General features: G+C 64.8%; 23 protein-coding genes. 18 read left to right on the top strand and 5 right to left on the bottom strand.

The annotated features are described in order from the left end of the window. Positions 1-50: 50 nt before the first annotated feature. Positions 51-935 carry a heme/hemin ABC transporter substrate-binding protein gene (locus DMX06_RS04925; RefSeq protein ID WP_110735142.1) on the bottom strand — a complete coding sequence of 295 codons (885 nt, stop codon included), beginning with the start codon at positions 933-935 and terminating at the stop codon, positions 51-53. Positions 936-1,096: 161 nt separating this feature from the next. Here DMX06_RS04925 and DMX06_RS04920 point away from each other — a divergent pair, with 161 nt between their 5' ends. Continuing rightward, a complete protein-coding gene (locus tag DMX06_RS04920; protein WP_110735140.1) occupies positions 1,097-1,414 on the top strand; it encodes a Rieske (2Fe-2S) protein in 318 nt (105 codons plus the stop codon). Here DMX06_RS04920 and sfsA read toward each other — a convergent pair. Together sfsA and DMX06_RS04910 are read right to left on the bottom strand one after the other, a co-directional pair. Beyond that, on the bottom strand, positions 1,404-2,117 hold the full coding sequence (sfsA, locus tag DMX06_RS04915; protein ID WP_110735138.1) for a DNA/RNA nuclease SfsA: 714 nt from the start codon (positions 2,115-2,117) through the stop codon (positions 1,404-1,406). The genes DMX06_RS04920 and sfsA overlap by 11 nt on opposite strands. 3 nt (positions 2,118-2,120) lie before the next feature. Then, positions 2,121-3,293, bottom strand: coding sequence for a pyridoxal phosphate-dependent aminotransferase (locus DMX06_RS04910; RefSeq protein ID WP_110735136.1), 1,173 nt, complete (start codon positions 3,291-3,293; stop codon positions 2,121-2,123). 213 nt (positions 3,294-3,506) lie between these two features. Here DMX06_RS04910 and dksA point away from each other — a divergent pair, with 213 nt between their 5' ends. The 16 genes from dksA to DMX06_RS04820 all read left to right on the top strand — a co-directional run bounded on the left by dksA (position 3,507) and on the right by DMX06_RS04820 (position 24,242). Beyond that, positions 3,507-3,953 carry an RNA polymerase-binding protein DksA gene (gene dksA, locus DMX06_RS04905; RefSeq protein ID WP_110735134.1) on the top strand — a complete coding sequence of 149 codons (447 nt, stop codon included), beginning with the start codon at positions 3,507-3,509 and terminating at the stop codon, positions 3,951-3,953. Positions 3,954-4,053: 100 nt separating this feature from the next. Next, positions 4,054-4,941: a tRNA glutamyl-Q(34) synthetase GluQRS gene (gene gluQRS / locus DMX06_RS04900; RefSeq protein WP_110735132.1), complete on the top strand. Its 888-nt coding sequence runs from the start codon at positions 4,054-4,056 to the stop codon at positions 4,939-4,941. A gap of 303 nt (positions 4,942-5,244) precedes the next feature. Then, positions 5,245-5,421 (top strand): hypothetical protein, encoded by a 177-nt coding sequence (locus DMX06_RS04895; protein ID WP_003250005.1) that lies wholly within the window; start codon positions 5,245-5,247, stop codon positions 5,419-5,421. Next, positions 5,405-8,380 (top strand): sensor histidine kinase, encoded by a 2,976-nt coding sequence (locus DMX06_RS04890; protein ID WP_181427779.1) that lies wholly within the window; start codon positions 5,405-5,407, stop codon positions 8,378-8,380. Before DMX06_RS04895 ends, DMX06_RS04890 begins: the two co-directional genes overlap by 17 nt. Before the next feature lie 4 nt (positions 8,381-8,384). After that, on the top strand, positions 8,385-9,827 hold the full coding sequence (locus DMX06_RS04885) for a sigma-54-dependent transcriptional regulator (RefSeq protein ID WP_110735127.1): 1,443 nt from the start codon (positions 8,385-8,387) through the stop codon (positions 9,825-9,827). A gap of 762 nt (positions 9,828-10,589) precedes the next feature. Next, positions 10,590-11,984, top strand: coding sequence for a polynucleotide adenylyltransferase PcnB (locus tag DMX06_RS04875; protein WP_110735123.1), 1,395 nt, complete (start codon positions 10,590-10,592; stop codon positions 11,982-11,984). 2 nt (positions 11,985-11,986) lie between these two features. Next, complete coding sequence (gene folK / locus DMX06_RS04870) at positions 11,987-12,466, top strand: 2-amino-4-hydroxy-6-hydroxymethyldihydropteridine diphosphokinase (protein WP_110735121.1); 480 nt, start codon at positions 11,987-11,989, stop codon at positions 12,464-12,466. A gap of 250 nt (positions 12,467-12,716) precedes the next feature. Then, on the top strand, positions 12,717-13,517 hold the full coding sequence (gene panB / locus DMX06_RS04865) for a 3-methyl-2-oxobutanoate hydroxymethyltransferase (RefSeq protein WP_110735118.1): 801 nt from the start codon (positions 12,717-12,719) through the stop codon (positions 13,515-13,517). After that, the gene (panC, locus tag DMX06_RS04860; protein WP_110735116.1) at positions 13,514-14,377 is read left to right on the top strand and encodes a pantoate--beta-alanine ligase; all 864 of its coding nucleotides are present in this window, start codon (positions 13,514-13,516) and stop codon (positions 14,375-14,377) included. The genes panB and panC overlap by 4 nt, the downstream gene beginning before the upstream one ends. Positions 14,378-14,565: 188 nt before the next feature. Next, positions 14,566-16,230, top strand: coding sequence for a glucose-6-phosphate isomerase (gene pgi, locus DMX06_RS04855; protein WP_110735114.1), 1,665 nt, complete (start codon positions 14,566-14,568; stop codon positions 16,228-16,230). A gap of 240 nt (positions 16,231-16,470) precedes the next feature. Then, positions 16,471-18,405: an acetate--CoA ligase gene (gene acs, locus DMX06_RS04845; RefSeq protein ID WP_110735110.1), complete on the top strand. Its 1,935-nt coding sequence runs from the start codon at positions 16,471-16,473 to the stop codon at positions 18,403-18,405. A 76-nt stretch (positions 18,406-18,481) separates the two neighbouring features. Next, positions 18,482-18,784 (top strand): ArsR/SmtB family transcription factor, encoded by a 303-nt coding sequence (locus tag DMX06_RS04840; protein WP_110735107.1) that lies wholly within the window; start codon positions 18,482-18,484, stop codon positions 18,782-18,784. A gap of 169 nt (positions 18,785-18,953) precedes the next feature. Then, positions 18,954-19,937 (top strand): zinc-dependent alcohol dehydrogenase family protein, encoded by a 984-nt coding sequence (locus tag DMX06_RS04835; RefSeq protein WP_110735105.1) that lies wholly within the window; start codon positions 18,954-18,956, stop codon positions 19,935-19,937. A 34-nt stretch (positions 19,938-19,971) separates the two neighbouring features. Next, complete coding sequence (locus DMX06_RS04830) at positions 19,972-20,325, top strand: antibiotic biosynthesis monooxygenase family protein (RefSeq protein WP_110735102.1); 354 nt, start codon at positions 19,972-19,974, stop codon at positions 20,323-20,325. Positions 20,326-20,356: 31 nt separating this feature from the next. Continuing rightward, the gene (locus tag DMX06_RS04825; RefSeq protein WP_110735100.1) at positions 20,357-21,226 is read left to right on the top strand and encodes an oxygenase MpaB family protein; all 870 of its coding nucleotides are present in this window, start codon (positions 20,357-20,359) and stop codon (positions 21,224-21,226) included. A 79-nt stretch (positions 21,227-21,305) separates the two neighbouring features. Continuing rightward, positions 21,306-24,242 (top strand): DUF748 domain-containing protein, encoded by a 2,937-nt coding sequence (locus DMX06_RS04820; protein ID WP_110735098.1) that lies wholly within the window; start codon positions 21,306-21,308, stop codon positions 24,240-24,242. A 69-nt stretch (positions 24,243-24,311) separates the two neighbouring features. On the opposite strand, the gene DMX06_RS04815 is transcribed toward DMX06_RS04820, so the two are convergent. Further along, positions 24,312-24,725 (bottom strand): VOC family protein, encoded by a 414-nt coding sequence (locus DMX06_RS04815; RefSeq protein WP_110735096.1) that lies wholly within the window; start codon positions 24,723-24,725, stop codon positions 24,312-24,314. Between the two features lie 60 nt (positions 24,726-24,785). Here DMX06_RS04815 and DMX06_RS04810 point away from each other — a divergent pair, with 60 nt between their 5' ends. Continuing rightward, complete coding sequence (locus DMX06_RS04810) at positions 24,786-25,088, top strand: putative quinol monooxygenase (protein WP_110735094.1); 303 nt, start codon at positions 24,786-24,788, stop codon at positions 25,086-25,088. Positions 25,089-25,310: 222 nt separating this feature from the next. Here the strand turns inward: DMX06_RS04810 and DMX06_RS04805 are convergent, their stop codons facing one another. Next, complete coding sequence (locus DMX06_RS04805; RefSeq protein ID WP_050706982.1) at positions 25,311-25,661, bottom strand: BON domain-containing protein; 351 nt, start codon at positions 25,659-25,661, stop codon at positions 25,311-25,313. Positions 25,662-25,878 lie beyond the last annotated feature (217 nt).

Below are 25,878 nucleotides of genomic sequence, written 5' to 3'. Positions count from 1 at the left end.
GCACAGCAACGCCAGGGTAATGAACAACGTGCGTGGTCGGACCCGCTGCCTCATGGGTTGAGGCTGGCCTTGGCGCCAGGATAGAAGCTGGCGGCCAGCTCATGCAGGGTGGCGGGCAGGCGCGGGCCCAAGCCGCCGACCAGCAGCGTCGGGTCGAGGGACAGCAGGCGCTTGTCGCGCACCGCGCGCGAAGTCGCCAGGGCCGGATTTTCCTTGATCAGTGCCTGCAGGGCCTGCTCGCCGCTGAGGGCCCGGTCGGAAAACACCACCACGTCCGGATTCAGCGCGGCGAGGGCCTCCACCGAGAAGTTCTTGTAGCCCTGATGGTCGGCAAGGTTGCGTCCTCCCGCCTGGCGCAGCACCCAGTCCCCGGCGGTGCCCTGCCCGGCGATCATCGGCTTGGCGCCGGCATGACCGACCAACAGCAGGACGCCGGGCGCCTTGTGCCCGGCCTGGACCTGCTCGACCTGCTTGTGCAGCGCCTCCAGTTGCCGGCGATAGTCCGTCGCCAGCGCATCGGCCTTCTGCTCGTCACCCAGCAACGCTCCCAAATGCTTGAGGTTCTCGTCCACCGCGCCGACCTCGGCCTTGCTGGAGAACAGCTCGACCCGCACCCCCGCCTTGCGGATCTGCGCCAGCACCGGCGGCGGCCCCATTTCCTCGGTACCCACCAGCACATCGGGGCGCAGGCTGAGGATGCCCTCGGCCGACAACTGGCGCTGGTAACCGATGCTGGGCAGCGCCTTGAGCGACTCGGGGTGCTGGCTGGTGGTGTCGACACCGACCAGCCGCTGCTCGCCGCCCAGGGCGCTGATCCACTCGCTCAGGGCACCACCGGCGCTGACCCAGCGCTGCGGCAGCTCGGCGGCCATGGTTTGGGCGGACAGGGCAAGACCGGCGCACAGGGCAATCAAGGCAGCGGGACGGCGCATCATCGGATTCCTTTGCAGAGGGCGGGCAGCACACCTTGTGGCGGGCGGCACAAGTGCGCACCATAGACAGCCTGGCGCGGCGAATGCGGGCAATTTGATAATTATTCGCATTGAAGCGTCAAGCCATCCCTTTGTCACACGGCTTAACCGGAAACTCCGCTGCAATGCATTTTCTCTGCGCCTCCAACGACCTCGCCGAGGGCCACAGCCGCGCCTTCAGCGTAGCCGGCGTGCCGCTGTTCGGCGTGCGCCGCCAAGGCAAGGTCCACCTCTACCGCAACCGCTGCCCGCACCGGGGCATCCCGCTGAACTGGGCGGCGGACAGCTTTCTCGACGACAGCGCGAGCGTGATCCAGTGCGCCCATCACGGGGCCCAGTTCCTGATAGAAAGCGGCGAATGCATCACCGGCCCCTGCGCGGGCGAATGGCTGGAGGCCCTGGACTGCCAAGAAGACAGCCAGGGCATCTGGCTCACGGATTGAGCAGCACCGGCAGTGGGCGGTCGATGACCAGTTGCTGGGCATCCAGGCGCGTGCCGTAGGCCAGTACCTCGACCCCTTGCGCCACGGCGGCGCGCAGGGCCTGGGCATAGGCGGCGTCGATCTCCTCGGCAGGGCGCACGGCCTCGATGCCGGTCAGGTTCACGCAATACAGCTGCACCGCGCGGATACCCTGGCGCGCCAGGGTGGCCAGCTCGCGCAGGTGCTTGGCGCCGCGCTGGGTGACGGCGTCTGGGAAGGCCGCCACCGGCGTGTCGGGGTAACCCAGGGTCACGCTCTTGACCTCGACATAGGCCTTGGCGCCGTCGGCATACTCAAGATAGAAGTCGATGCGGCTGCGCTCCTCGCCATAGGCCACCTCACGCTTGAGCGTGGTGAAGCCAGTCAGTTCGCTGATCACCCCGGCGCGCAGCGCCTCTTCCACCAAGGCGTTGGCACGCCCGGTATTGACGCAGGCCAGGCGACCCTGGGGCGTTTCGCTGATCTCCCAGGTACCGGGTAACTTGCGCTTGGGGTCGTTGGAGCGGCTGAACCACACTTGTCCGCCCTCGCGCATGCAGTTGAGCATTGAGCCGGTGTTGGGGCAATGAATGGTGATCTGCTCACCACTGGCCAGCTCGATGTCGGCCAGGAAGCGTTTATAGCGGCGCAGCAGGCGCGCCTGTTCAAGGGGCGGAAACTGCATCGGTCAGCCCTGCCAGCTCTGCAGGCCACGGGCGATGCGCTGTACCGCCTCTTCCAGGCGCGGCAGGCTCTGGGTATAGGCGAAACGCACATGGTGACCTGCCTGGTACCGGCCGAAGTCTAGGCCCGGGGTGAACGCCAGGTGCTCGGTTTCCAGGAAATGCCGGCAGAACGCGAAGGCATCGCCGCCGAACGCGCTGATATCGGCATACAGATAGAAGGCCCCCTGCGGTTCCACGGCGATGCCGAAGCCCAGCCCGCGCAAAGCCGGCAGCAGGTAGTCGCGGCGACGGGCGAACTCGGCGCGGCGTTCCTCGAGGATGGCCAGGGTTTGCGGCTCGAAGCAAGCCAGCGCAGCGTGCTGGGCCATGCTCGGGGCACTTATGTAGAGGTTCTGCGCCAGCTTTTCCAGGTCTGCCACCGCCGACGGCGGGGCCACCAGCCAACCCAGGCGCCAGCCGGTCATGCCGAAATATTTGGAAAAACTGTTCAGGACGAATGCCTCATCGTCCACTTCCAGCACGCTCGGCGCATCCATGCCGTAGGTGAGGCCGTGGTAGATCTCGTCCACCACCAGATGCCCGTGACGCTCGCGGGTGGCCCTGGAAAGGCTGGCCAGCTCGTCGCGGTCGAGCACGGTGCCGGTCGGGTTGGCCGGTGAGGCGACCAGGGCGCCGACAGTGTCCTTGTCCCAATGACGCTCGACCAGATCAGCGGTCAGCTGATAATTGACGTCCGGGCCCACCGGCACCAGCTGCGCGCCGCCTTCGACCAGGCGCAGGAAATGCCGGTTGCACGGATACCCTGGGTCGGCCAGCAGCCAATGCTTGCCCGGATCGACCAGCAGGCTGCTGGCCAGCAGCAGGGCGCCGGAGCCGCCAGGGGTGATGAGCACGCGCTCCGGATCGAGGTCCACACCGTAACGCTGGCCATAGAACCCGGCAATCGCCTCGCGCAGTTGCGGCAGGCCACGGGCCGCCGTGTAGCGGGTGTGGCCGGCGGCCAGGGCGGCCTGGCCTGCGGCGACGATCGGCGCGGCGGTGGTGAAGTCCGGCTCGCCGATCTCGAGGTGGATCACGTCGTGGCCCGCGGCCTGCAGCTCGTTGGCACGGGCCAGCAGGGCCATGACGTGGAAGGGTTCGATGGCGCGACTGCGCGCACTGTGTGGCTGAGCCATGGGCCTTCTCTCAATTGGGTCTAAACTGGTGATTCTACCTGTGCACGCCAACGAACGCGCCGGTCAAGCCGCTGTCAAAGGCAGGCATAGGGCGGGGTAGCGCACCCCGGATCTATCTGGTAAGTTCGGCGGCTCGCAGTCGCAGGGCCGGCGGGCGCCGGAGATGGAAGCAAGCCTGCGCATTGGATCAGATGAGTGAGAGGCGGTCTATTCATGTCCACCCTAGAAAAGCAAAAAGCCAGTCAATCGCTTTATGGCGTCCAGCCATACCAGGTAGCCAAGGGTGAAGAATACATGGGTGCCCCGATGAGGGCCCACTTCACCAAACTCCTGAACGGCTGGAAGCAGGAGCTCATGGTCAGTGTCGACAAGACCATGGACCACATGAAGGACGAAGCGGCCAATTTCCCCGATCCTGCTGACCGTGCCAGCCAGGAAGAAGAGTTTGCTCTGGAGCTGCGTAACCGAGACCGCGAGCGCAAGCTGATCAAGAAGATCGACAAGACCCTGCAACTGATCCAGGACGAAGAGTACGGCTGGTGTGACGCATGTGGTGTTGAAATTGGCGTGCGTCGTCTCGAAGCCCGCCCAACCGCAGACTTGTGCTTCGACTGCAAGGAGCTTGCAGAGAAGAAGGAAAAGACTGTCGGTAAAGGCTGATCCCTGACCCTCGCAGACGGGGCGTATCGGTTGTGGAAGCGGGCTTGCCCGCTTTCTACGACGGGTACGCCCCGTCTTCATTTATATAGCTGTGCAATCCATGAACGACTCCCGCTACATCGGCCGCTTCGCCCCCACCCCCAGTGGCTTCCTGCACTTCGGCTCGCTGGTCGCCGCCCTCGCCTCCTGGCTTGACGCCCGCGCCGTGAACGGCCGCTGGCTGCTGCGCATGGAAGATACCGACCCGCCCCGGGAGATGCCCGGCGCCCGTGACGCGATCCTGCAGACGCTGGAGCGCTACGGGCTGGAGTGGGACGGCGAGGTGGTGTTCCAGAGCCAGCGACACGACGCCTATGCCGCGGTGGTCGACCGCCTGTTCAACATGGGCCTGGCCTATGCCTGCACCTGCTCGCGCAAGCAGCTGGAAGGCCACAACGGCATCTACCCGGGCTTTTGCCGCAACGCAGGGCACGCCCGCGAAGGCGCGGCGATCCGCCTGCGGGTTCCGGAACTGATCTACCGATTCAGTGACCGGGTCCAGGGCACGTTCGAGCAGCACCTGGGGCGCGAGGTGGGCGACTTCGTCATCCAGCGTCGCGACGGGCTGTATGCCTATCAACTGGCGGTGGTGCTGGACGATGCCTGGCAGGGGGTTACCGATATCGTGCGCGGCGCCGACCTGCTGGACAACACGCCGCGCCAGCTGTACCTGCAGGAGTTGCTGGGGTTCTCGCAGCCGCGTTACCTGCACATTCCATTGATCGTGCAGCCGGACGGGCACAAGCTGGGCAAGTCGTACCGCTCGCCACCGCTGGAGGCGGACCAGGCGACGCCGTTGCTGCTGCGTGCCCTGCGGGCATTGGGGCAGCAGGCGGATCCGGCACTGACGGGGGCCAGCCCGGCCGAGGTGCTGGCGGTGGCGCGGCAGCAGTGGCGACCGGAGCATATTGCGCGGCAGATGACGGTGCCCGAGGCTGAATTGCATTAATGCCCTGATCCGACCGGCCAACGCGGTCCCTGTAGGAGCGGCCTTGTGCCGCGATGGGGCGCGCAGCGGCCCCAGGGTTTTCAGTGTTGCCGCAGATATTGCCGGGGCTGCTTTGCAGCCCATCGCGACACAAGGCCGCTCCTACAGGGACCGCGCAAGACAGCAAGCCCTGCGTTTCAGCAAAATCAAAAGCCCAACAAATTCAACCCCTTGGCGAACCGCCCCGATTCCCGCTAGCATCGCCCCAGCCATTTGCGCCAATAATAAGTCCAAGCCCGCAGCGCCCAACCCATCGAGGCCAGCATGTACATCTATCGTTTGGTCCTGCTTCTGGTCGTGGGGATCTATCTGTTCTCCCCGGCCATCATGGACTGGTGGATCGAGCCGACCGGAGCCTGGTACCGCCCCTACCTGCTCTGGCTGATCCTGATCGTCGTCACCTTCATCCTGCAGAGCCAACGAGATGCCGATGAGCTTTAGCCTGACCCAGATGATCCTGATCAGCGCCGCTTACCTGCTGGTGCTGTTCGGCGTGGCCTGGATCAGCGAACGCGGGCTGATCCCGCGCGCGGTCATCCGCCACCCCCTGACCTACACCCTGTCGCTGGGCGTCTACGCCAGTGCCTGGGCCTTCTATGGCTCGGTCGGCCTGGCCTACCAGTACGGCTACGGCTTCCTCGCCTGTTACCTGGGGGTGTCCGGGGCGTTCCTGCTGGCGCCGGTGCTGCTCTACCCGATCCTCAAGATCACCCGCACCTACCAGCTATCGTCGCTGGCAGACCTGCTGGCGTTTCGCTTTCGCAGCACCTGGGCCGGCGCGCTGACCACCATCTTCATGCTGATCGGCGTGCTGCCGCTGCTGGCCCTGCAGATCCAGGCGGTGGCCGACTCGATCAGCATCCTCACCGGCGAGCCGGTCAAGGCACGGGTGGCGTTCGCCTTCTGCGTGCTGATCATCCTGTTCACCATCTTCTTCGGCTCGCGCCATATCGCCACCCGCGAGAAGCACGAGGGCCTGGTGTTCGCCATCGCCTTCGAGTCGGTGATCAAGTTGCTGGCCTTGGGTGGCGTCGGCCTCTACGCGCTGTACGGCGTGTTCGGCGGCCCCCACGGCCTGGAAGTCTGGCTGCTGCAGAACCAGACCGCCCTCGCCGCCCTGCACACGCCACTGCAGGAGGGGCCGTGGCGCACCCTGCTGCTGGTGTTCTTCGCCTCGGCGATCGTCATGCCGCACATGTACCACATGGCCTTCACCGAGAACCTCAGCCCACGCTCGCTGGTCAGCGCCAGCTGGGGCCTGCCGCTGTTCCTGCTGCTGATGAGCCTGGCCGTGCCACTGGTGCTGTGGGCCGGCCTGCGCCTGGGCGCCAGCACCAACCCCGAGTACTTCACCCTGGGCCTGGGCATCGCCGCCAACAACGAAGCGCTGGCGCTGCTGGCCTATGTCGGCGGGCTGTCGGCCGCCAGCGGGCTGATCATCGTCACCACCCTCGCTCTGTCGGGCATGGCCCTGAACCACCTGGTGCTGCCGCTGTACCAGCCGCCGGCCGAAGGCAACATCTACCGCTGGCTGAAATGGACCCGCCGAGCGCTGATCGTCGCCATCATCACCGCCGGCTTCGTCTTCTACCTGACCCAGAACACACACCAGAGCCTGGCCAACCTGGGCATCGTCGCCTTCGTCGCCACCCTGCAGTTCCTGCCCGGCGTGCTTTCGGTGCTGTACTGGCCGACCGCCAACCGCCGGGGCTTCATCGCCGGGCTGCTGGCCGGCATGCTGGTGTGGATGGTGACCATGCTGCTGCCGCTGCTGGGCAACCTGCAGGGCTTCTATATCCCGCTGCTGGACATGATCTACGTGCTGGACGACACCAGCTGGCACATGGCGGCCATCGCCTCGCTGGCGGCCAACGTCCTGCTGTTCACCCTGATCTCGCTGTTCACCAACGCCAGCAGCGAAGAGGTCAGCGCCGCCGAGGCCTGCGCGGTGGATAACGTGCGTCGCCCGCAACGCCGCGAGCTGCATGCCGCCTCGCCCCAGGAGTTCGCCACCCAGCTGGCCAAGCCGCTGGGCGCCAAGGCCGCGCAGAAAGAGGTGGAACAAGCCCTGCGCGACCTCTACCTGCCCTTCGACGAGCGCCGCCCCTACGCCCTGCGCCGCCTGCGCGACCGCATCGAGGCCAACCTCTCCGGCCTGATGGGCCCGAGCGTGGCCCAGGACATGGTCGAGACCTTCCTGCCCTACAAATCCGGCAACGAGAACTACGTCACCGAGGACATCCACTTCATCGAGAGCCGGCTCGAGGATTACCACTCACGCCTGACCGGCCTTGCCGCCGAGCTCGACGCCCTGCGCCGCTACCACCGCCAGACCCTGCAGGAACTGCCCATGGGCGTGTGCTCGCTGGCCAAGGACCAGGAAATCCTGATGTGGAACAAGGCCATGGAGGAGCTCACCGGGATCGCCGCAAAGCATGTGGTCGGTTCGCGCCTGGTCACAATCGGCGAGCCCTGGCGCGGCCTGCTGCAAGGTTTCATCAACGTGCCCGACGAGCACCTGCACAAGCAGCGCCTGGCCCTCGATGGCCAGCCGCGCTGGCTCAACCTGCACAAGGCGGCCATCGACGAGCCGCTGGCCCCGGGCAACAGCGGCCTGGTGCTGCTGGTCGAGGACCTCACCGAGACCCAGGCGCTGGAAGACAAGCTGGTGCACTCCGAACGCCTGGCCAGCATCGGCCGCCTGGCGGCAGGCGTGGCCCACGAGATCGGCAACCCGATCACCGGCATCGCCTGCCTTGCACAGAACCTGCGCGAGGAGCGCGAGGGCGACGGCGAGATCATCGAGCTGTCCAGCCAGATCCTCGAGCAGACCAAGCGCGTGTCGCGCATCGTCCAGTCGCTGATGAGCTTCGCCCATGCCGGTGGTAGCCAGCAGAACAGCGAAGAGCCAGTATGCCTGGCCGAAGTCGCGCAGGACGCCATTGGTCTGCTGGCATTGAACCGGCGCAATTTCGAAGTACAGTTCTTCAACCTCTGCGACCCGCAACACTGGGTCGAGGGCGACCCGCAGCGCCTGGCCCAGGTGCTGATCAACCTGCTTTCCAACGCCCGCGACGCCTCCCCTCCCGGCAGCGCCGTGCGCGTGCGCAGCGAAGTGAACGAACACACCGTCGACCTGATCGTCGAGGACGAAGGCAGCGGCATCCCGAAAAGCATCATGGACCGCCTCTTCGAACCCTTCTTCACCACCAAGGACCCGGGCGAAGGAACCGGACTGGGGCTCGCTCTGGTCTATTCCATCGTGGAAGAGCATTATGGGCAAATCACCATCGACAGCCCGGCCGACATCGAGCGCCAACGTGGTACCCGGATCCGCGTGACCCTGCCCCGGCATGTCGTAGCGACGTCCCCTGAAATTCGAGACCGTCGAGAGAATTGAATCAATGCCGCATATTCTGATCGTCGAAGACGAAACCATCATCCGTTCGGCCCTGCGTCGCCTGCTCGAACGGAACCAGTACCAGGTCAGCGAAGCCGGCTCGGTGCAGGAAGCCCAGGAACGCTTCAGCATTGCCACCTTCGACCTGATCGTCAGCGACCTGCGCCTGCCGGGCGCCCCGGGCACCGAGTTGATCAAGCTCGGCCAGGGCACCCCGGTGCTGATCATGACCAGCTACGCCAGCCTGCGCTCGGCGGTGGACTCGATGAAGATGGGCGCGGTGGACTACATCGCCAAGCCCTTCGACCACGACGAGATGCTCCAGGCGGTGGCCCGCATCCTGCGCGACCGGCAGAACGCTCCAGCCGCCGCCCCTGCCGCCGAGCCACGCGCCGGCAACGGCAAGGCCGCCAGCGACAAGGCAGGTAGCGCGCCAGCCAGCGGCGAGATCGGCATCATCGGCTCCTGCCCGCCAATGCAGGACATGTACGTCAAGATTCGCAAGGTCGCCCCTACCGACTCCAATGTGCTGATCCAGGGCGAGTCGGGCACCGGCAAGGAGCTGGTCGCCCGTGCCCTGCACAACCTCTCGCGCCGGGCCAAGGCACCGATGATCTCGGTGAACTGCGCGGCGATCCCCGAGACCCTGATCGAGTCGGAACTGTTCGGCCACGAGAAGGGCGCGTTCACCGGTGCCAGCGCCGGGCGCGCGGGCCTGGTCGAGGCCGCCGACGGCGGTACCCTGTTCCTCGACGAGATCGGCGAACTGCCCCTGGAAGCCCAGGCCCGCCTGCTGCGCGTGCTGCAGGAAGGCGAGATCCGCCGGGTCGGGTCGGTGCAATCGCAGAAGGTCGATGTGCGCCTGATCGCCGCGACCCACCGCGACCTGAAGAACCTGGCCAAGGCCGGGCAGTTCCGTGAAGACCTGTACTACCGCCTGCACGTGATCGCCCTGAAGCTTCCAGCCCTGCGCGAGCGCGGCAGCGACGTCAACGAGATCGCCAATGCCTTCCTTGCCCGCCAGAGCGCACGCATCGGCCGCGACGACCTGCACTTCTCCCACGAGGCCGAGCAGGCCATCCGTCACTACAGCTGGCCGGGCAACGTGCGCGAACTGGAAAACGCCGTGGAGCGCGCAGTGATTCTCAGCGAGAGCGCGGAAATTTCCGCCGACCTGCTGGGCATCGATATCGAGCTGAGCGACCTGGAGGACGATGACGTGCTGGACAGCCTGCCAAGCCTGGCCAGCGCCAACAACGCCAGCCACGAGCCGACCGAGGATCTGTCGCTGGAGGATTACTTCCAGCATTTCGTCCTCGAGCACCAGGACCACATGACCGAGACCGAGCTGGCGCGCAAGCTGGGCGTCAGCCGCAAATGCCTGTGGGAACGCCGCCAGCGCCTGGGTATCCCGCGACGCAAGAGCAACGCCACCAGCGACAACTGACTCTGTGTAATCCGATCGCGGGGCCAGCCCGCTCCCACGCCAGCCTTGCCTGGTCCGTGGGAGCGGGCTGGCCCCGCGATGCGTTTGCGCGGTAACACATCAGTTTCCGCAAAAATCTGTTACCCACCCTGTCAGCCGTAACATCCCCCGAGGCGTAAGGTAACGAAATTTCTACATTTGCCCCGTCCAAAAACCTGCCCGAACCGCTGAAACCCCCGATTTCATTGGGTTTTCAAAAGTTGGCACGGCACCTGCTATATGTCTGGTACAAGAACAATAACAAGCACTGCAACTCAGAATAAGAACAAGACGAAACGGCTCACGCACAATAAGAACAAGACGGCGGAGGCGCAGCTAACTGATTCTTTTGGAGAGGCGTTGTGTTTGGGGCTTGCCCCACGATCAGGCAGAGAACAACAAAAACTGCACTAAAAAGCAGCACCTGAACTGATTGGATCGACAGATCAGCATCAACTCGGCGACCAAAGCAATCCGTTTGCTCTTCACCCCCGGTTTGGGGGGACGTCCACAAGCTTCGAGATTTGTGGACAGGGCATTCAACAAAAACAAAAAGCCCGACAGAAGAACAATAAGAGCACGCAACGACTTGATGGGGAGCTTCGGCTCCCCATGTCGTTTCTCCCCTTCGCATCGCCCTTGGCATACCGCCTACACCATTCCCCCAGTAAATGCTAGAATCCCCGCCCATCATGCGGCCATTCTCCTATCCTTGGCCGATCATTCCTTCAAACAGTGCATCCCATGCTGAAGAAGCTGTTCCAGTCGTTCCGCCCGCCCGTTCGTGGCCAGCACCACAGGCGCACCACGCCTGAAGTGATCAACAAGAGCCAGCACTCGCTGCAGCGCAGCCAGTTCAGCCGCCATGCCGTGAGCATCGTCGAGCGCCTGCAGGCGGCCGGTTACCAGGCCTACCTGGTCGGTGGCTGCGTGCGCGACCTGCTGCTGGGCATCACGCCCAAGGACTTCGACGTCGCCACCAGCGCCACGCCCGAGCAGGTCCGCGCGGAGTTCCGCAACGCCCGTATCATCGGCCGGCGCTTCAAGCTGGTCCACGTGCATTTCGGCCGCGACATCATCGAGGTCGCCACCTTCCGTGCCCCGCACTCGGATGAAGACCAGTCCGATAGCCACCGCTCGTCGCACAACGCCAGTGGCCGCATCCTGCGCGACAACGTGTACGGCACTCTGGAAGAAGACGCGCAACGCCGCGACTTCACCATCAACGCCCTGTACTACGACCCGGTCAGCGAGCGCATCCTCGACTACGCCAACGGTGTCCACGACATCCGTAACCGCCTGCTGCGCCTGATCGGCGACCCGACGCACCGCTACCAGGAAGACCCGGTACGCATGCTGCGCGCCGTGCGCTTCGCCGCCAAGCTGGACTTCGGCATCGAGAAGCACACCGTTCAGCCGATCCGCGAGCTGGCGCCCATGCTGCGTGACATCCCGCCGGCACGCCTGTTCGAAGAGAGCCTCAAGCTGTTCCTCAACGGCCAGGGCGCGATCACCTTCGAGATGCTGGTCGACCTGCAACTGTTCGAGCCGCTGTTCCCGGCCAGCAGCCAGGCCCTGGAAGAGCGCCCGACCTACACCCACACCCTGATCAGCCAGGCCCTGAGCAACACCGACCTGCGCGTCAGACAGGGCAAGCCGGTGACCCCGGCGTTCCTCTTTGCCGCCCTGCTCTGGCCAGCCCTGCCGGGCCGCGCGCTGTACCTGCAGAGCCAAGGCGTGCCGCCGATCCCGGCCATGAACGGCGCGGCCCACGACCTGATCGCCGAACAATGCGCACGCATTGCCATCCCCAAGCGCTTCACCCTGCCGATCCGCGAAATCTGGGACATGCAGGAGCGCCTGCCACGGCGCAGCGGCAAGCGTGCCGATATGCTGCTGGACAACCCGCGCTTCCGCGCCGGCTACGACTTCCTGCTGCTGCGTGAAAGCGCCGGCGAGGAAACCGACGGCCTGGGCCAATGGTGGACCGACTACCAGGATGCCAACGACAGCCAGCGCCGCGACATGATCCGCGAGCTCGGCAGCCGCGACGATGGCGCCAGCGGCACTGCCGGCCCACGCAAGCGCAAGCGCAGCGGCGGCAAACGCAAGCGCGACGACGAGCAGGCCTGGGACTGAGCATGCACACCCGTGCGTTCATCGGCCTGGGCAGCAACCTGGATGAACCCGCCGAGCAGCTGCGCAGCGCCCTGCAGGCGCTGGACCTGATCGCCGACACCCGCCTGGCGGCGGCCTCGGCGCTCTACACCAGCGACTCGCTGCTGCCCGGCCAGCCGCGCTACACCAATGCCGTGGCGGCCATCGACACGGCCTTGGCGCCGCTGGACCTGCTCGACGCGCTGCAAGCCATCGAAAACGACCAGGGCCGTGTGCGCCAGGAGCGCTGGGGCCCCCGCACCCTCGACCTCGACATGCTGCTGTTCGGTGACCAGGTCATCGATGTGCCGCGCCTGCAAGTGCCGCACTACCATATGCACGCCCGGCCTTTCGTGCTCTACCCGCTCGCCGAGCTGGTGCCCGCCGAATTCCGCCTCGCCGACGGTCGCGCCCTGGCGCAGCTGCTCGAAGACTGTCCGTTCGTCGGCCTGGAACGCCTGTAACCCGGGCGTTTCCGACGGCGGTAACGCCAGTAACACCGGCACCGTAACAATGCGGTAACACGGCTGGTTGACTTCCCCCACCTCGCTCACGACTATAGGCGTCCCGCGGCGCCACTCTGCCGCAATCACCCATTTAGGCCCGGACGGACCTGTGCCCGAACATCACAGACGATGATGTGCCGCTCCGGAAGATGAATACACGCGTTGTACGCAGTTGTTGTTCACAGCGCCTGAACGAGGATTCCCCTACATGCCTGAAGTAACCCTGACCACCCTGCATGGCCTGAAGGCCAAGGGCGAAAAAATCACCATGCTGACCTGCTACGACGCGACCTTCGCCAAGGCCGCCAGCCAGGCCGGTGTGGAAGTCCTGCTGGTGGGCGACTCCCTGGGGATGGTCCTGCAGGGCCATGACAGCACCCTGCCGGTCACCAACCGCGACATGGCCTACCACACCGCCTGCGTCAAACGTGGCAACGATGGCGCTCTGATCCTCGCCGACCTGCCGTTCATGGCTCACGCCACCCCTGAGCAGGCCTTCGCCAACGCCGCCGAACTGATGCGCGCCGGCGCCCACATGCTCAAGATCGAAGGCGCCGCCTGGCTGGGCGAAACCATCCGCTTGCTGGCCGAGCGCGGCGTGCCGGTGTGCGCGCACATGGGCCTGACCCCGCAGACGGTCAACGTGCTGGGCGGCTACAAGGTCCAGGGCCGCCAGGAAGCCCAGGCCCGGCAGATGCGCGCCGACGCCATCGCCCTGGAGCAGGCCGGCGCGGCCATGCTGCTGCTTGAGTGCGTGCCCAGCGAACTGGCGGCGGAGATCACCCAGGCGGTGGGCATTCCGGTGATCGGCATCGGCGCCGGCAGCGCCACCGATGGCCAGGTGCTGGTCCTGCATGACATGCTCGGGCTATCGCTCAGCGGCCGGGTGCCGAAGTTCGTGAAGAACTTCATGGCCGGCCAGCCGGACATCCAGAGTGCCCTGGCCGCCTATGTCCGAGCGGTCAAGGACGTCAGCTTCCCAGGCAGCGAACATGGGTTCAGCGCATGAATACCGTCAAGACCGTCCGTGAACTGCGTGCCGCCGTGGCCCGCGCCCGTGGCGAAGGCAAGCGCATCGCCTTCGTGCCGACCATGGGCAACCTGCACAGCGGCCACGCCGCCCTGGTGACCAAGGCCGCCCAGCGCGCCGACTTCGTGGTCGCCAGCATCTTTGTCAACCCACTGCAGTTCGGTGCCGGCGAAGACCTCGACAAGTACCCCCGCACCCTCGTCGCCGACCAGGAAACACTGCTTCAGGCCGGCTGCCACCTGCTGTTCGCCCCCACCGTCGAAGAGATGTACCCCGACGGCATGGCCGTGCAGACTCGGGTGAGCGTGCCGCAGCTGTCCGAAGGCCTGTGCGGCGCCAGCCGCCCCGGGCACTTCGAAGGCGTGGCGACGGTGGTCAGCAAGCTGTTCAACATGGTCCAGCCAGACCTCGCCGTGTTCGGCGAGAAGGACTACCAGCAGTTGGCGGTGATCCGCGCCATGGTCCGCGACCTGAACATGCCGATCCAGATCATCGGCGAGCCGACCGTGCGCGCCGAGGACGGCCTTGCGCTGTCGTCGCGCAATGGCTACCTGACGCCGGATCAGCGTGCCACCGCCCCGGTGCTTTACCGCACCCTGAGCGGCATCGCCGACGCCTTGCACCGTGGCCAGCGCGACTTTGCGGCGCTGATCGCCGAGGGCCAGGCGCAGCTGGAAGCCGCAGGCCTGCGCAAGGACTACCTGGAAGTGCGCCACGCCCTGACGCTGCACCCGGCGATGATCGACGACCGTGACCTGGTGGTGATTGCGGCGGCGTACCTGGGCAACACCCGGCTGATCGACAACATCTACCTGCATCTGGAAGAGCAGACCGCCTGAGACCTCCGCGTGGGCGCGGCGAACCGCCGCCCCACGCACGCGAGGTATCCGGCCGGTGACAATTTTTAATCCACGCCGTTCGCCTCTCCCCATTCCCGCCTTGGCGCCAATGCCTATAATGTCCAGCTTGCAACCGGCAACGAATGCCGCTGTCCAAGCCTGACCATGCACCAAGGAAACCACCCGCAATGGCGTATTACCGTACCCCCCACGATGTGACGGCGCTGCCCGCCTGGCAGGCGCTTCAGCAACACCGCGACGCCATGCAGGGCTTCAGCATGCGCGAAGCCTTCGCCGCCGACGGCAAGCGCTTCGAGCAGTTCTCCTTGAGCAGCTGCGGCCTGTTCCTCGACTACTCGAAGAACCTGATCACCGAGCAGACCCGTGACCTGCTGGTGAACCTGGCCAGGGACGTCGACCTGGAAGCGGCCATCAAGTCGATGTTCAGCGGCGAGATCATCAACACCTCCGAAGGCCGCCCGGTGCTGCATACTGCCCTGCGCCGCCCGGTCGGCGACAAGCTCAGCGTGAACGGCGTCAACGTGATGCCGGAAGTGCACAAGGTACTGAACCAGATCACCGAACTGGTCGGCCGCATCCACGATGGCCTGTGGCGCGGCTACAGCGAAAAACCGATCACCGACGTGGTCAACATTGGCATTGGCGGCTCGTTCCTGGGCCCCGAGCTGGTCTCCGAGGCGCTGTTGCCCTACGCCCAGCGCGGCGTGCGCTGCCACTACCTGGCCAACATCGACGGCAGCGAGTTCCACGAGCTGTCGGCCAACCTGCGTGCCGAGACCACCCTGTTCATCGTCTCGTCGAAGTCGTTCAACACCCTGGAAACCCTCAAGAACGCCCAGGCCGCACGCACCTGGTACCTGGCCCAGGGCGGTTCGGAAGCCGAGCTGTACCGCCACTTCATCGCCGTATCAAGCAACAAGGCCGCGGCCGTGGCCTTCGGCATCCGCGAAGAGAACATCTTCCCGATGTGGGACTGGGTCGGCGGGCGCTACTCGCTGTGGTCGGCCATCGGCCTGCCGATCGCCCTGGCCATCGGCACCGCCAACTTCAAGGAACTGCTGTCCGGCGCCTATACCATGGACCAGCACTTCCAGACCGCGCCGTTCGAGAAGAACATGCCGGTGCTGCTGGCCCTGCTGGGCGTGTGGTACGGCAACTTCTGGGGTGCCCAGGCCCATGCGATCCTGCCGTACGACCACTACCTGCGCAACATCACCAAGCACCTGCAGCAACTGGACATGGAATCCAACGGCAAGAGCGTGCTGCAGGACGGCACCCCGGTGAAAACCGACACCGGCCCTGTCATCTGGGGCGGCGTCGGCTGCAACGGCCAGCACGCCTACCACCAGTTGCTGCACCAGGGCACCCAGCTGATCCCGGCCGACTTCATCGTCCCGGTGGTGAGCTTCAACCCGGTGGCGGACCACCATCAGTGGCTGTACGCCAACTGCCTGTCGCAGAGCCAGGCGCTGATGCTCGGCAAGACCCGCGAAGAGGCCGAGACCGAACTGCGCGCCAAGGGCCTGAACGAGGCCGATATCGCCAAGCTGGCGCCGCACAAGGTGATCCCGGGCAACCGCCCGAGCAACACCCTGGTGGTCGAGCGCATCAGCCCGCGCCGCCTCGGTGCGCTGGTGGCGATGTACGAGCACAAGGTGTTCGTGCAGAGCGTGGTCTGGGGCATCAACGCCTTCGACCAGTGGGGCGTGGAGCTGGGTAAGGAACTGGGCAAGGGTGTCTACCAGCGCCTGGTCGGCGCCCAGGAAGACAACGCCGAAGATGGCTCGACCCAGGGCCTGATCAACTACTTCCGCGGCCGTCACCGCGGCTGATGCCATAGGCCACACCGCCGCTCTCTGTAGGAGCGGCCTTGTGTCGCGAAAGGGCCGCGCAGCGGCCCCAGGATTTCAGCGATACTGCCTCGATTGCTGGGGCCGCTGCGCGGCCCTTTCGCGACACAAGGCCGCTCCTACACGGACGGCGTTTCACCCAGGGAACACCCCCACCTTCTACACTGTCCATCGAATAGCCGTTGCAGTCCCTCGCCCCTAACAAGAGCAGGACCACCCGCCATGTTCGATATCCGCGACTATCCCCAGGCCCTGGCCGTGAGCCAGTCCGCCACCCTCAACGACGACGAGTACCGCCGCCTCTACCGCCAGTCGGTGGATGACCCCGACACCTTCTGGGCCGAACAGGCCAGGCGCCTGGACTGGATCAAGCCCTGGTCGAGCGTGCAGCTGTGCGACCTGAAGACCGGCAGTGCCCGCTGGTTCGACGGTGCCCAGTTGAACGTCAGCCATAACTGCATCGATCGCCACCTGGCCACGCGCGGCGAACAGACCGCCCTACTCTGGGAGGGTGACAATCCCGACGACAGCAAGGCCATCAGCTACCGCGAGCTGCATCGCCAGGTCTGCCGCCTGGCCAACGCCTTGAAAGCCCGTGGCGTGAAAAAAGGCGACCGCGTGTGCATCTACATGCCGATGATCCCCGAGGCTGCCTACGCCATGCTCGCCTGCACGCGCATCGGCGCCATCCACTCGGTGGTGTTCGGCGGATTCTCCCCCGATGCCCTGCGCGACCGCATCCTCGACGCCGACTGCCGCACGGTGATCACCGCCGACGAAGGCGTGCGTGGCGGCAAGCGCATCCCGCTCAAGCAGAACGTCGACAAGGCCCTCGCCAGTTGCCCGGCGGTAAGCAGCGTGTTCGTGATCAAGCGCACCGGCGCTGATGTGGCCTGGAGCGAAGGTCGCGACCTGTGGTACCACGAGGTGACGGAAATGGCCGCTGACGATTGCCCGGTCGAACCGATGAACGCCGAGGATCCGCTGTTCATCCTCTACACCTCGGGCAGCACCGGTAAACCCAAGGGTGTGCTGCATACCACCGCTGGCTACCTGCTGCAGGCGACCATGACCTTCAAGACCGTGTTCGACTACCGTGACGGCGAGGTGTTCTGGTGCACCGCCGACGTCGGCTGGGTCACCGGCCACAGCTATATCGTCTATGGCCCGCTGGCCAACGGCGCGATCTCGCTGATGTTCGAAGGCGTGCCCAACTACCCCGACACTTCGCGCTTCTGGCAGGTAGTCGACAAACACCAGGTGAATATCTTCTACACAGCGCCCACCGCGTTGCGGGCACTGATGCGCGAAGGCGCCGGACCGCTGAAGACTACCCGGCGCGATAGCCTGCGCCTGCTCGGCAGCGTCGGCGAGCCTATCAACCCGGAAGCCTGGGAATGGTATTTCGAAGAGGTCGGACAGAAACGCTGCCCCATCGTCGACACCTGGTGGCAGACCGAGACCGGCGGCATCATGCTCACCCCCCTCCCCGGCACACCACGGCTCAAGCCGGGCTGCGCCACCCAGCCGATGTTCGGCGTGCAACCGGTGCTGCTGGACGACAAAGGCAAGCTGATCGAAGGCCCCGGCGCCGGGCTGCTGGCGATCAAGGCCAGCTGGCCCGGACAGATCCGCAGCGTCTACGGCGACCACCAGCGCATGGTCGACACCTATTTCAAACCGATGCCCGGTTACTACTTCACCGGCGACGGCGCCCGCCGCGATGCCGATGGCGACTACTGGATCACCGGGCGCATCGACGATGTGATCAATGTCTCCGGCCACCGTATCGGCACCGCCGAGGTGGAGAGCGCCCTGGTGCTGCACGACAGCGTCGCCGAGGCCGCCGTGGTCGGTTATCCCCACGACCTCAAGGGCCAGGGGGTGTACGCCTTCGTCACCCCCATGAACGGCGTGGTGCCGGACGATGCGCTCAAGGCCGAACTGCTGGCCCTGGTCAGCAAGGAGATCGGCAGCTTCGCCAAGCCCGAACTGATCCAGTGGGCCCCTGCCCTGCCCAAGACCCGCTCGGGCAAGATCATGCGGCGCATCCTGCGCAAGATCGCCTGCAACGAACTGGACAACCTGGGCGACACCTCCACCCTCGCCGACCCGAGCGTGGTCCAGGGCCTCATCGACAAACGCCTGAATCAGTAGGCAGCTTCGCAGGGCGGCCGCAGCCGGCCGTCCTGCGGCGAATTGACATATCGGTAAATGCCGATATTATCGCGTCATGGAACTGCTCGACGTATTCAAGGCACTCTCGAACCGCACACGCCTCGAGATCCTCAAAGGCCTGAAAGACCCGGTGAATCACTTTCCTCCACAGGACGAAGGTGACGTTCATACCGTGGGTGTCTGTGTGAGCAGTATCCAGGAAGGCGTGGGGCTGTCGCAGTCAACGGTGTCCGACTACCTGGCCACCCTGCAGCGTGCAGGCCTGGTCGAGGTCCGCCGCATTGGCCAGTGGACCTACTACAAGCGCAACGAAGCGGCTATCAGCGCGCTCGCCGAGCTGATCGGGAGCGAACTGTAGGGTTTGCTTTTACCTCATTATATCGATATTTCTCGATATCTCGTTTTAACGAAATCAAGGAGCAACCATCAAGGTGCCTGCCAGGCGCCCAAAACCAGAAAGGCAGCTTGATCTGACTTAATAAATCGATATTTCTCGATATCCCTTTTTACCGAAGTGAGGAAACACCATGAAAGCGTTGATACTGGATGCCTTCGGCGGCCCGGATGCGTTCGTCTGTCGCGACATCGTCAAACCGGTGCCGCAGGCCGGGCAGGTGCTGGTCCGGGTGCATGCCACCTCCGTCAACCCGCTGGATTACCAGGTTCGCCGTGGCGACTATGCCGACCTGGTGCCGCTGCCGGCCATTACCGGGCACGACGTCTCCGGCGTCGTCGAAGCCGTCGGGCCTGGGGTGACGGCGTTCAGCCCCGGTGACGAGGTGTGGTACACCCCACAGATCTTCGAGGGCGCTGGCAGCTATGCCGAGTACCACGTCGCCGCCGAAGACATCGTCGGCCTGAAGCCGCCGTCGCTGAGCCATCTAGAGGCGGCAAGCCTGAGCCTGGTCGGCGGCACGGCCTGGGAGGCGCTGGTGGTCCGCGCGGCGCTCAGGGTGGGCGAGAGCATCCTGGTGCATGGCGGTGCCGGCGGCGTCGGCCATGTGGCGATCCAGCTGGCCAAGGCCATGGGCGCCAGGGTCTTCACCACGGTGCGCGAAGCGAACGCCGAATTCGCGCGGCGCATGGGCGCCGATGTGGTCATCGACCACGAGCGCCAGGACTATGTCGACGTCATCCTGAGGGAAACAGGAGGCCATGGCGTCGATGTGGTGTTCGACACCATCGGCGGCGATGCCCTGTCTCGCAGCCCGGACGCCTTGGCGCAGCTGGGGCGCGTGGTGTCCATCGTGGACATCGCGCAACCGCAGAACCTCATCCAGGCCTGGGGCAAGAACGCGAGCTATCACTTCGTCTTCACCCGGCAGCAGCGCGGCAAGCTCGATGAGCTGAGCGCGCTGGTCGAGCACGGACAACTGCGGCCACATGTGGGCGCCGTCTATCCCCTGGCCGACGTTGCGCTCGCCCATGCCCGGCTGCAAAGCCCCAACAATGGCCTGCAAGGGAAGATCGCCATTGCGGTCGTGCCTGCAGCCGAACCCAGCAACGCTTGACGCCCCATAGCCCAACTCAATCATGAGGACCGCCATGATCTACGAAATCGCCATACTTCCCATCCAGCAGATGCGCATCGACAGCTTCAGGCACGCCTTCGCCGAAGTCGCCCCTCTGCTAAGCCGGGCCAAAGGGCACATCAGCCACCTGCTCGCGCAAGGAATTGAAAAACCCCATCAGTTCAACCTGATCGTGCAGTGGCAATCCCTCGAGGATCACACGCCTGGCTTCGAGGCCAGTGAGGACCACCAGGTCTTCATGGCCCGCCTGGCGCCGTATTTTTCCGAGGAGCCCACGGTTTATCATGTCCAGGATGGCGCGCTCGAGACGCTCGCCACCTCAGGCCCGGCTGATGACCGGCTGAACGATAAACACCTCAACTCATAGACGGCCGCCATGGCGGCCAGCACAGGTCGCCATGGAAGTCCTACGTCGTCGCATCGAAACCCAGGTCATGAGCCTTACCGGGCTGGCCCTCGGCCAGCTCGACCTGGAATCGCCCAAGGGCGATCCCGGCCTGTTCGGCCCGCAGAGCATCAGTTGGCAGGTGCATGGCGATTTCCCCAGCATGCTGGTGGGCGGGATCAGCGCGCTGATGCTGCAACTGCTGCACCCACTGGCACTGGCCGGGGTGTGGGACCACTCCAACTTCCGCCAGGACCTGCTAGGGCGTCTGCGCCGCACCAGCCAGTTCATCTCCGGCACCACCTTCGGCTCGACCCGCGACGCCGAGTGGCTGATCGACAAGGTCCGCACCATCCACCTCAAGGTGACCGGCACCGCGCCCGATGGCCGTCCCTATGCGGCGAGCGACCCCGACCTGCTGACCTGGGTGCATGTGGCCGAAGTCAGCAGCTTCCTCGCCGCCCACCTGCGTTACCGCAATCCACGCCTGCCACGCGCCGAGCAGGACGCCTACTACGACGAGATCGCACTGATCGCCGAGCGCCTCGGCGCACGTGACGTGCCACGCTCCTGCGCCGAGGTCGACGAGTACCTGCGCCGCATGCGCCCGCACCTGCAGTGCGACGCGCGCAGCCTGGAGGTGGTGGACATCCTGCTCAAGGCGCCGGCGCCCAGCCGGATGGCCGAGCCGGTGGGCAAGCTGATGCTCAAGGCCGGCATCGACCTGCTGCCCGAATGGGCCAGCGAAATGCTCGGCCTGCACCAGGGCGCGGTCGAGCGGCGCATGATCCGCCTGGGCCTGAACAACACCGCCCCGGTGCTGCGCTGGGCCATGCGCGACGGTTCGGCGCACCGCGCACGGCGGCGCATGGGCATCGAATGAGGTATTTTGCTCCGTTCATCGGAACCGATTTAACGTGCCATACTCCAAGCACTCCAGCCTGATACAGACGATGCGACACATGCCCAAAGGATTGACCCGCGCTATCGGCGCACTGCTGGCCCTCGTGGCCCTGTACGGCCTGCTCGGCTTTTTCATTCTCCCCGGTGTCGCCCTGCGCATCGCCAACCAGCAACTGGCGCAATACGCCACGGTGCCGGCGCACCTGCAGCGCATCGAGCTCAACCCGTTCAGCCTTGAACTGACGCTCTGGGGCCTGCAGATCGGCGAGCCCGGCAAGGAGCAGGTCGGCTTCGAGCGCCTGTACGCCAACCTGTCCCTCGACAGCCTGTGGACCAAGGCCCTGCGCCTGGATGCCGTGGAGTTGGACAAGCCGCGCACCGAGCTGCTGTTCGCCAAGGACGGCAGCCTCAACCTGGCCCAACTGTTCAAGATCCCGCCCAGCGAGCCCAAACCGGAAGATCCGCCCAGCGACCCGTTCCCGCTGCGCATCGCCAGCATCAAGCTCAGCGAAGGTTACCTGCATTTCCAGGACCTGCGCCCGAGCGAGCCGATCGAGTTCCTTTACGACTCGATGAACCTGGAGCTGAAGAACCTCAGCACCCTGCCCGACGACAACGCCGACATGACCCTGGTAGCCAACGGCCCGGCGGGCGGACGCATCGACTGGAGCGGCACCCTTAGCCTGGCCCCGATCGCCTCCGAAGGCACCCTCAGGGTCACCGACGGCAAGATGAAGCTGTTCTGGCCTTATGTGCGCGATGCCGTGCCGCTGGTGCTGGAAGACGGCATGGTCAGCCTCGACACCCACTACAAGCTCAACCTCGCCAAGGAAACCGAGCTGCTGCTCGACAACACCTCGGTTCGGGTCGCGCCCTTCGCCATCAAGGCCCCGGACGGTCGCCCGCTGGCACGCCTAGCCAGTCTGGAGGTCAGCGAGACCTCCATCGACCTGGCCAAACAGCAGGTCACCGTCGGCAAGATCCGCAGCGAGAAGCTGGAGACCTGGGCAGCCCTGGAGAAGGACGGCCAGCTCGACTGGCAGAAGCTGTTCGCCAGCCAGCCGGCCAAGGCCACGCCCAAGGAAAAGGCAGAACCCGCAGCCGCCGAGCCGACTCCGGAACAACAGGCCGCCAAGGAACCCAGCAAACCCTGGCAGGTGCTGCTCAAGGACGTGCAGGCGCGCAACTACCTCATTCACCTGGCTGACCGTAGCCAGAAAGAGCCCGTGGCCCTGGATGTCGGCCCACTCAACCTCGACCTGCAGAACTTCGACAGCCTCAACCAGTCGCCCTTCACCCTCAAGCTCGACACCGGCGTGGGCAAGCAGGGCAAGCTGCAGGCCGCAGGCCAGGTCAACCTGGCGCCGGTCACGGCGAAACTCGACGTCACCACCCGCGATATCGACCTGCGGGTCGCCCAGGCCTACATCAGCCCGTTCATCCGCCTGGAACTGCGCAGCGGCATGCTCTCCAGCGACCTCAAGGTCGACCTCAAGAGCACCGAGCCACTGGCCTTCAGCATCACCGGCAAGGCCCAAGCCAACCAGCTGCACACCCTGGACACCATCAAGAACCGCGACTTCGTCAAATGGCAGCAGGTCAACGTCGATGGCCTGTCCTATGTGCACGGCGATGCCCTGTCGATCGACAAGGTCACCCTGCTGCAGCCCTATGCGCGCTTTATCATCAACGAAGACCGCACCACCAACGTCGACGACCTGCTGATCCCGCAAACCGCCGACAAACCGGCCGCGGCGCCAAGCAAACCGGCAGCGTCCGGCAATGGCAAGGAACTGGGCATCCATATCGGCCAGATCAGTATCAACGACGGTTCGGCCAACTTCGCCGACCTGACCCTGACGCCCAATTTCGCTACCGCCGTGCAGCAGCTCAATGGCCAGATCGGCACCATCGACAACCGCAAGCCACTGCCGGCCAAGGTGGATATCAAGGGCAAGGTGGACCGCTACGCGCCGGTGACCATCAAGGGCGCGCTCAACCCGTTCAACCCGCTGGCCAGCCTGGACATCGCCACCAGCTTCAAGCGTGTCGAGCTGACCACCCTCACCCCCTACTCCGGCAAGTTCGCCGGCTTGCGCATCCGCAAGGGCCGGCTGAACCTCGACCTGCACTACCTGATCACCAATGGCCAGCTGAAGGCCGAAAACAAGGTAGTGATCGAGCAGTTGCAACTGGGCGAGAAGGTCGACAGCCCGGACGCCGTGGACCTGCCGATTCGCCTGGCGGTCGCCCTGCTCAAGGACACCGAAGGCAAGATATCCATCGAGCTGCCGGTATCGGGCGACCTCAACAACCCGCAGTTCAGCGTGATGCCGATCGTCTGGCAGACCCTGCGCAACCTGGTGCTGCGCGCGGCCCAGGCACCGTTCAAGCTGCTCGGCGGGCTGGTCGCCGGCGGCGGCTCGGAGGACTTGGGCAATGTCTCTTTCGCGGCGGGCTCCAGCGACCTGACCCCTGAAGTGCAAACGTCCCTGGACAAGCTCGCCTCGGCCCTCAAGGAGCGCCCCGAGCTGCGCCTGGAGATCGAGGGCACCGCCGCCCAGAGCAGTGACGGTCCGCTGATTGCCCAGCAGCGCCTGGAGCGCGAGTACCAGGCCACCTGGTACAAGATCCTCCAGCGCCGCGGCGACAAGGTACCGGCCAACGCCTCGTTGCTGGTGGTCGATGACAGCGACAAGCCGGCGATGCTCGAAGGTATTTACCGCACCCGCCTCAAGCAGCAACCTCCGGCCGAGTGGGAAAAGCTGGGCCGTGACGAACGCAGCGCCAAGCTGCGCGAGGCGGTGATCAAGTCCTGGGCGGAAAGCGCCGCGCTGCTGCGCACCCTCGGCCAGGAGCGCGCCAGCAGCATCAAGGACTACCTGGTGGACAAGGGCCAGCTGGAAGATGACCGGGTGTACTTCATCGACACCAATCTTGGCCAGGCAGAGAGCGATGGGCGTGTGGTGACGCCGATGCACCTGGATGCCGAGTAACCCTCCGCCACCGAGTCGCCCTCATCACCGGCTTGCCGGCGATGAGGGCAGCACAGGCGATCAATCCCATCAGACCAGCCGTTGCCCCGACACCGCCGGGTGATACAGCGGCTGCACCTTGTTCCCCGCAGGGTCCAGCAAATGGAAGCTACGGGCACCATCGCCATGATTGAAGGGGCGATCGAGCAGCGTCACGCCGTGGGCCTTGAAGTACTGGTACCAGGCTTCAAGCTCCTCCACGCTGTCGACGATGAAACCATAGTGATCCAGGGTCTGCAGCCCGTTGGCCGCACCAGCGCCGCGCCCAAGTGACAGGTTGTCGTTGCCGCAAGTCAGGTAGACCAGGTCTTCGTTGGCACGGTTCAGCACCTCCATGCCCAGCACATCCACGTAGAAACGCTCGCATTCCTCCAAGTTGGGGACCAGCAAGGCAATATGACGCAGGCCATTCAGGCGACCTGGGCGGGCAGGTAGATCGGACATGAGCGCGGCTCCTATTTTGTATACAATTCGAATCTGAATTTAAAACAAAAGGAGCTTCCTGTGTACTGCCTGTTTATCAAGACGCACGTGAAACCCGGTACCGCCGAAGCCTTCCTGGCGGCGATCAAGGCCAATGCCGCCGCTTCGGTGGCCACCGAGCCGGGCTGCCTGGTGTTCGATGTAGCGCAGGATAGGGAGAGTCCGGATGTGATCTACCTGTACGAGATCTACCAGGATGACGCTGCTTATGAGGCCCATACCCAGACCGCGCATTTCCGGGATAGCCGCCCTCTGGTGGAACCGTTGATCGTGGAACAGGTGTGCTTCGAGAGCGATGTGATCGCACGTAATCCAGCGCTATAGCGCCCTGTGCAGGAGCGGCCTTGCGCCGCAAAAGGGGTGCAACGCATCCCCAGAATCTCTGCTGCGAGGCAGAAACTGATGGGGCCGCTACGCGGCCCTTTCGCGGCGCAAGGCCGCTCCTACAAAGAAATGGCTGCATGTGGCCCCAAGCAAAAGCCCCGGCGATTGCCGGGGCTTTTGCTTGAAGGGGTGGCCAAATCCTTTTGGCCGACGGGACATTCCTTATTCAGACTTCAGGCCATCAGCTGAGACGGCCTGCACGCCCTTGATCTTCTTGGCGATGGCAACCGCCATGTCCTTCTGCGCATCGGTAATGGCCACATCCGAGGACAGGGACACTACGCCTTTGTTGGTTTCGACCTTGATGTCACTGCCTGGCACGCCTTTCTCGGTCATCAGGTCAGCCTTCACCTTGGTGGTGATCCAGGTGTCGGAAGTAGCTTCCTTGGCTTTGGTCACCTCACCGGCCGCCAGCGTCATCGGGGCCTGGGTGGACTGGGCAGCGAACGCCGCGTTAGCCATGGTCAGGGTCAGAGCGGTGGCAGTAGCGGCAGCAATGGCGAACTTCTTCATGTGGGTCACTCCTGTTTTTCGAAAGGTCTGCGCCGTGGTTCCTGGCGTCAGGTAGGAGTAACGTTGCAGGGCGTGTGCCAGTTTTTTTATTTTAATTTTTATCTTATAAATCAATAACCTAACCAATAAACACAACATCGATGGTCGTGCATTTTGCAAGCCAGGGCAAAATCCTGCATGCAAGATGCAAGTCCACAAGACAAAGCCTCAGGCATAA

This window comes from Pseudomonas mosselii, assembly GCF_003205295.1.
Taxonomy (GTDB): Bacteria; Pseudomonadota; Gammaproteobacteria; order Pseudomonadales; family Pseudomonadaceae; genus Aquipseudomonas; species Aquipseudomonas mosselii_B.
The sequence above is the reverse complement of the archived record's forward strand: the minus strand, read 5'-3'. Positions and strand labels throughout refer to the sequence as shown.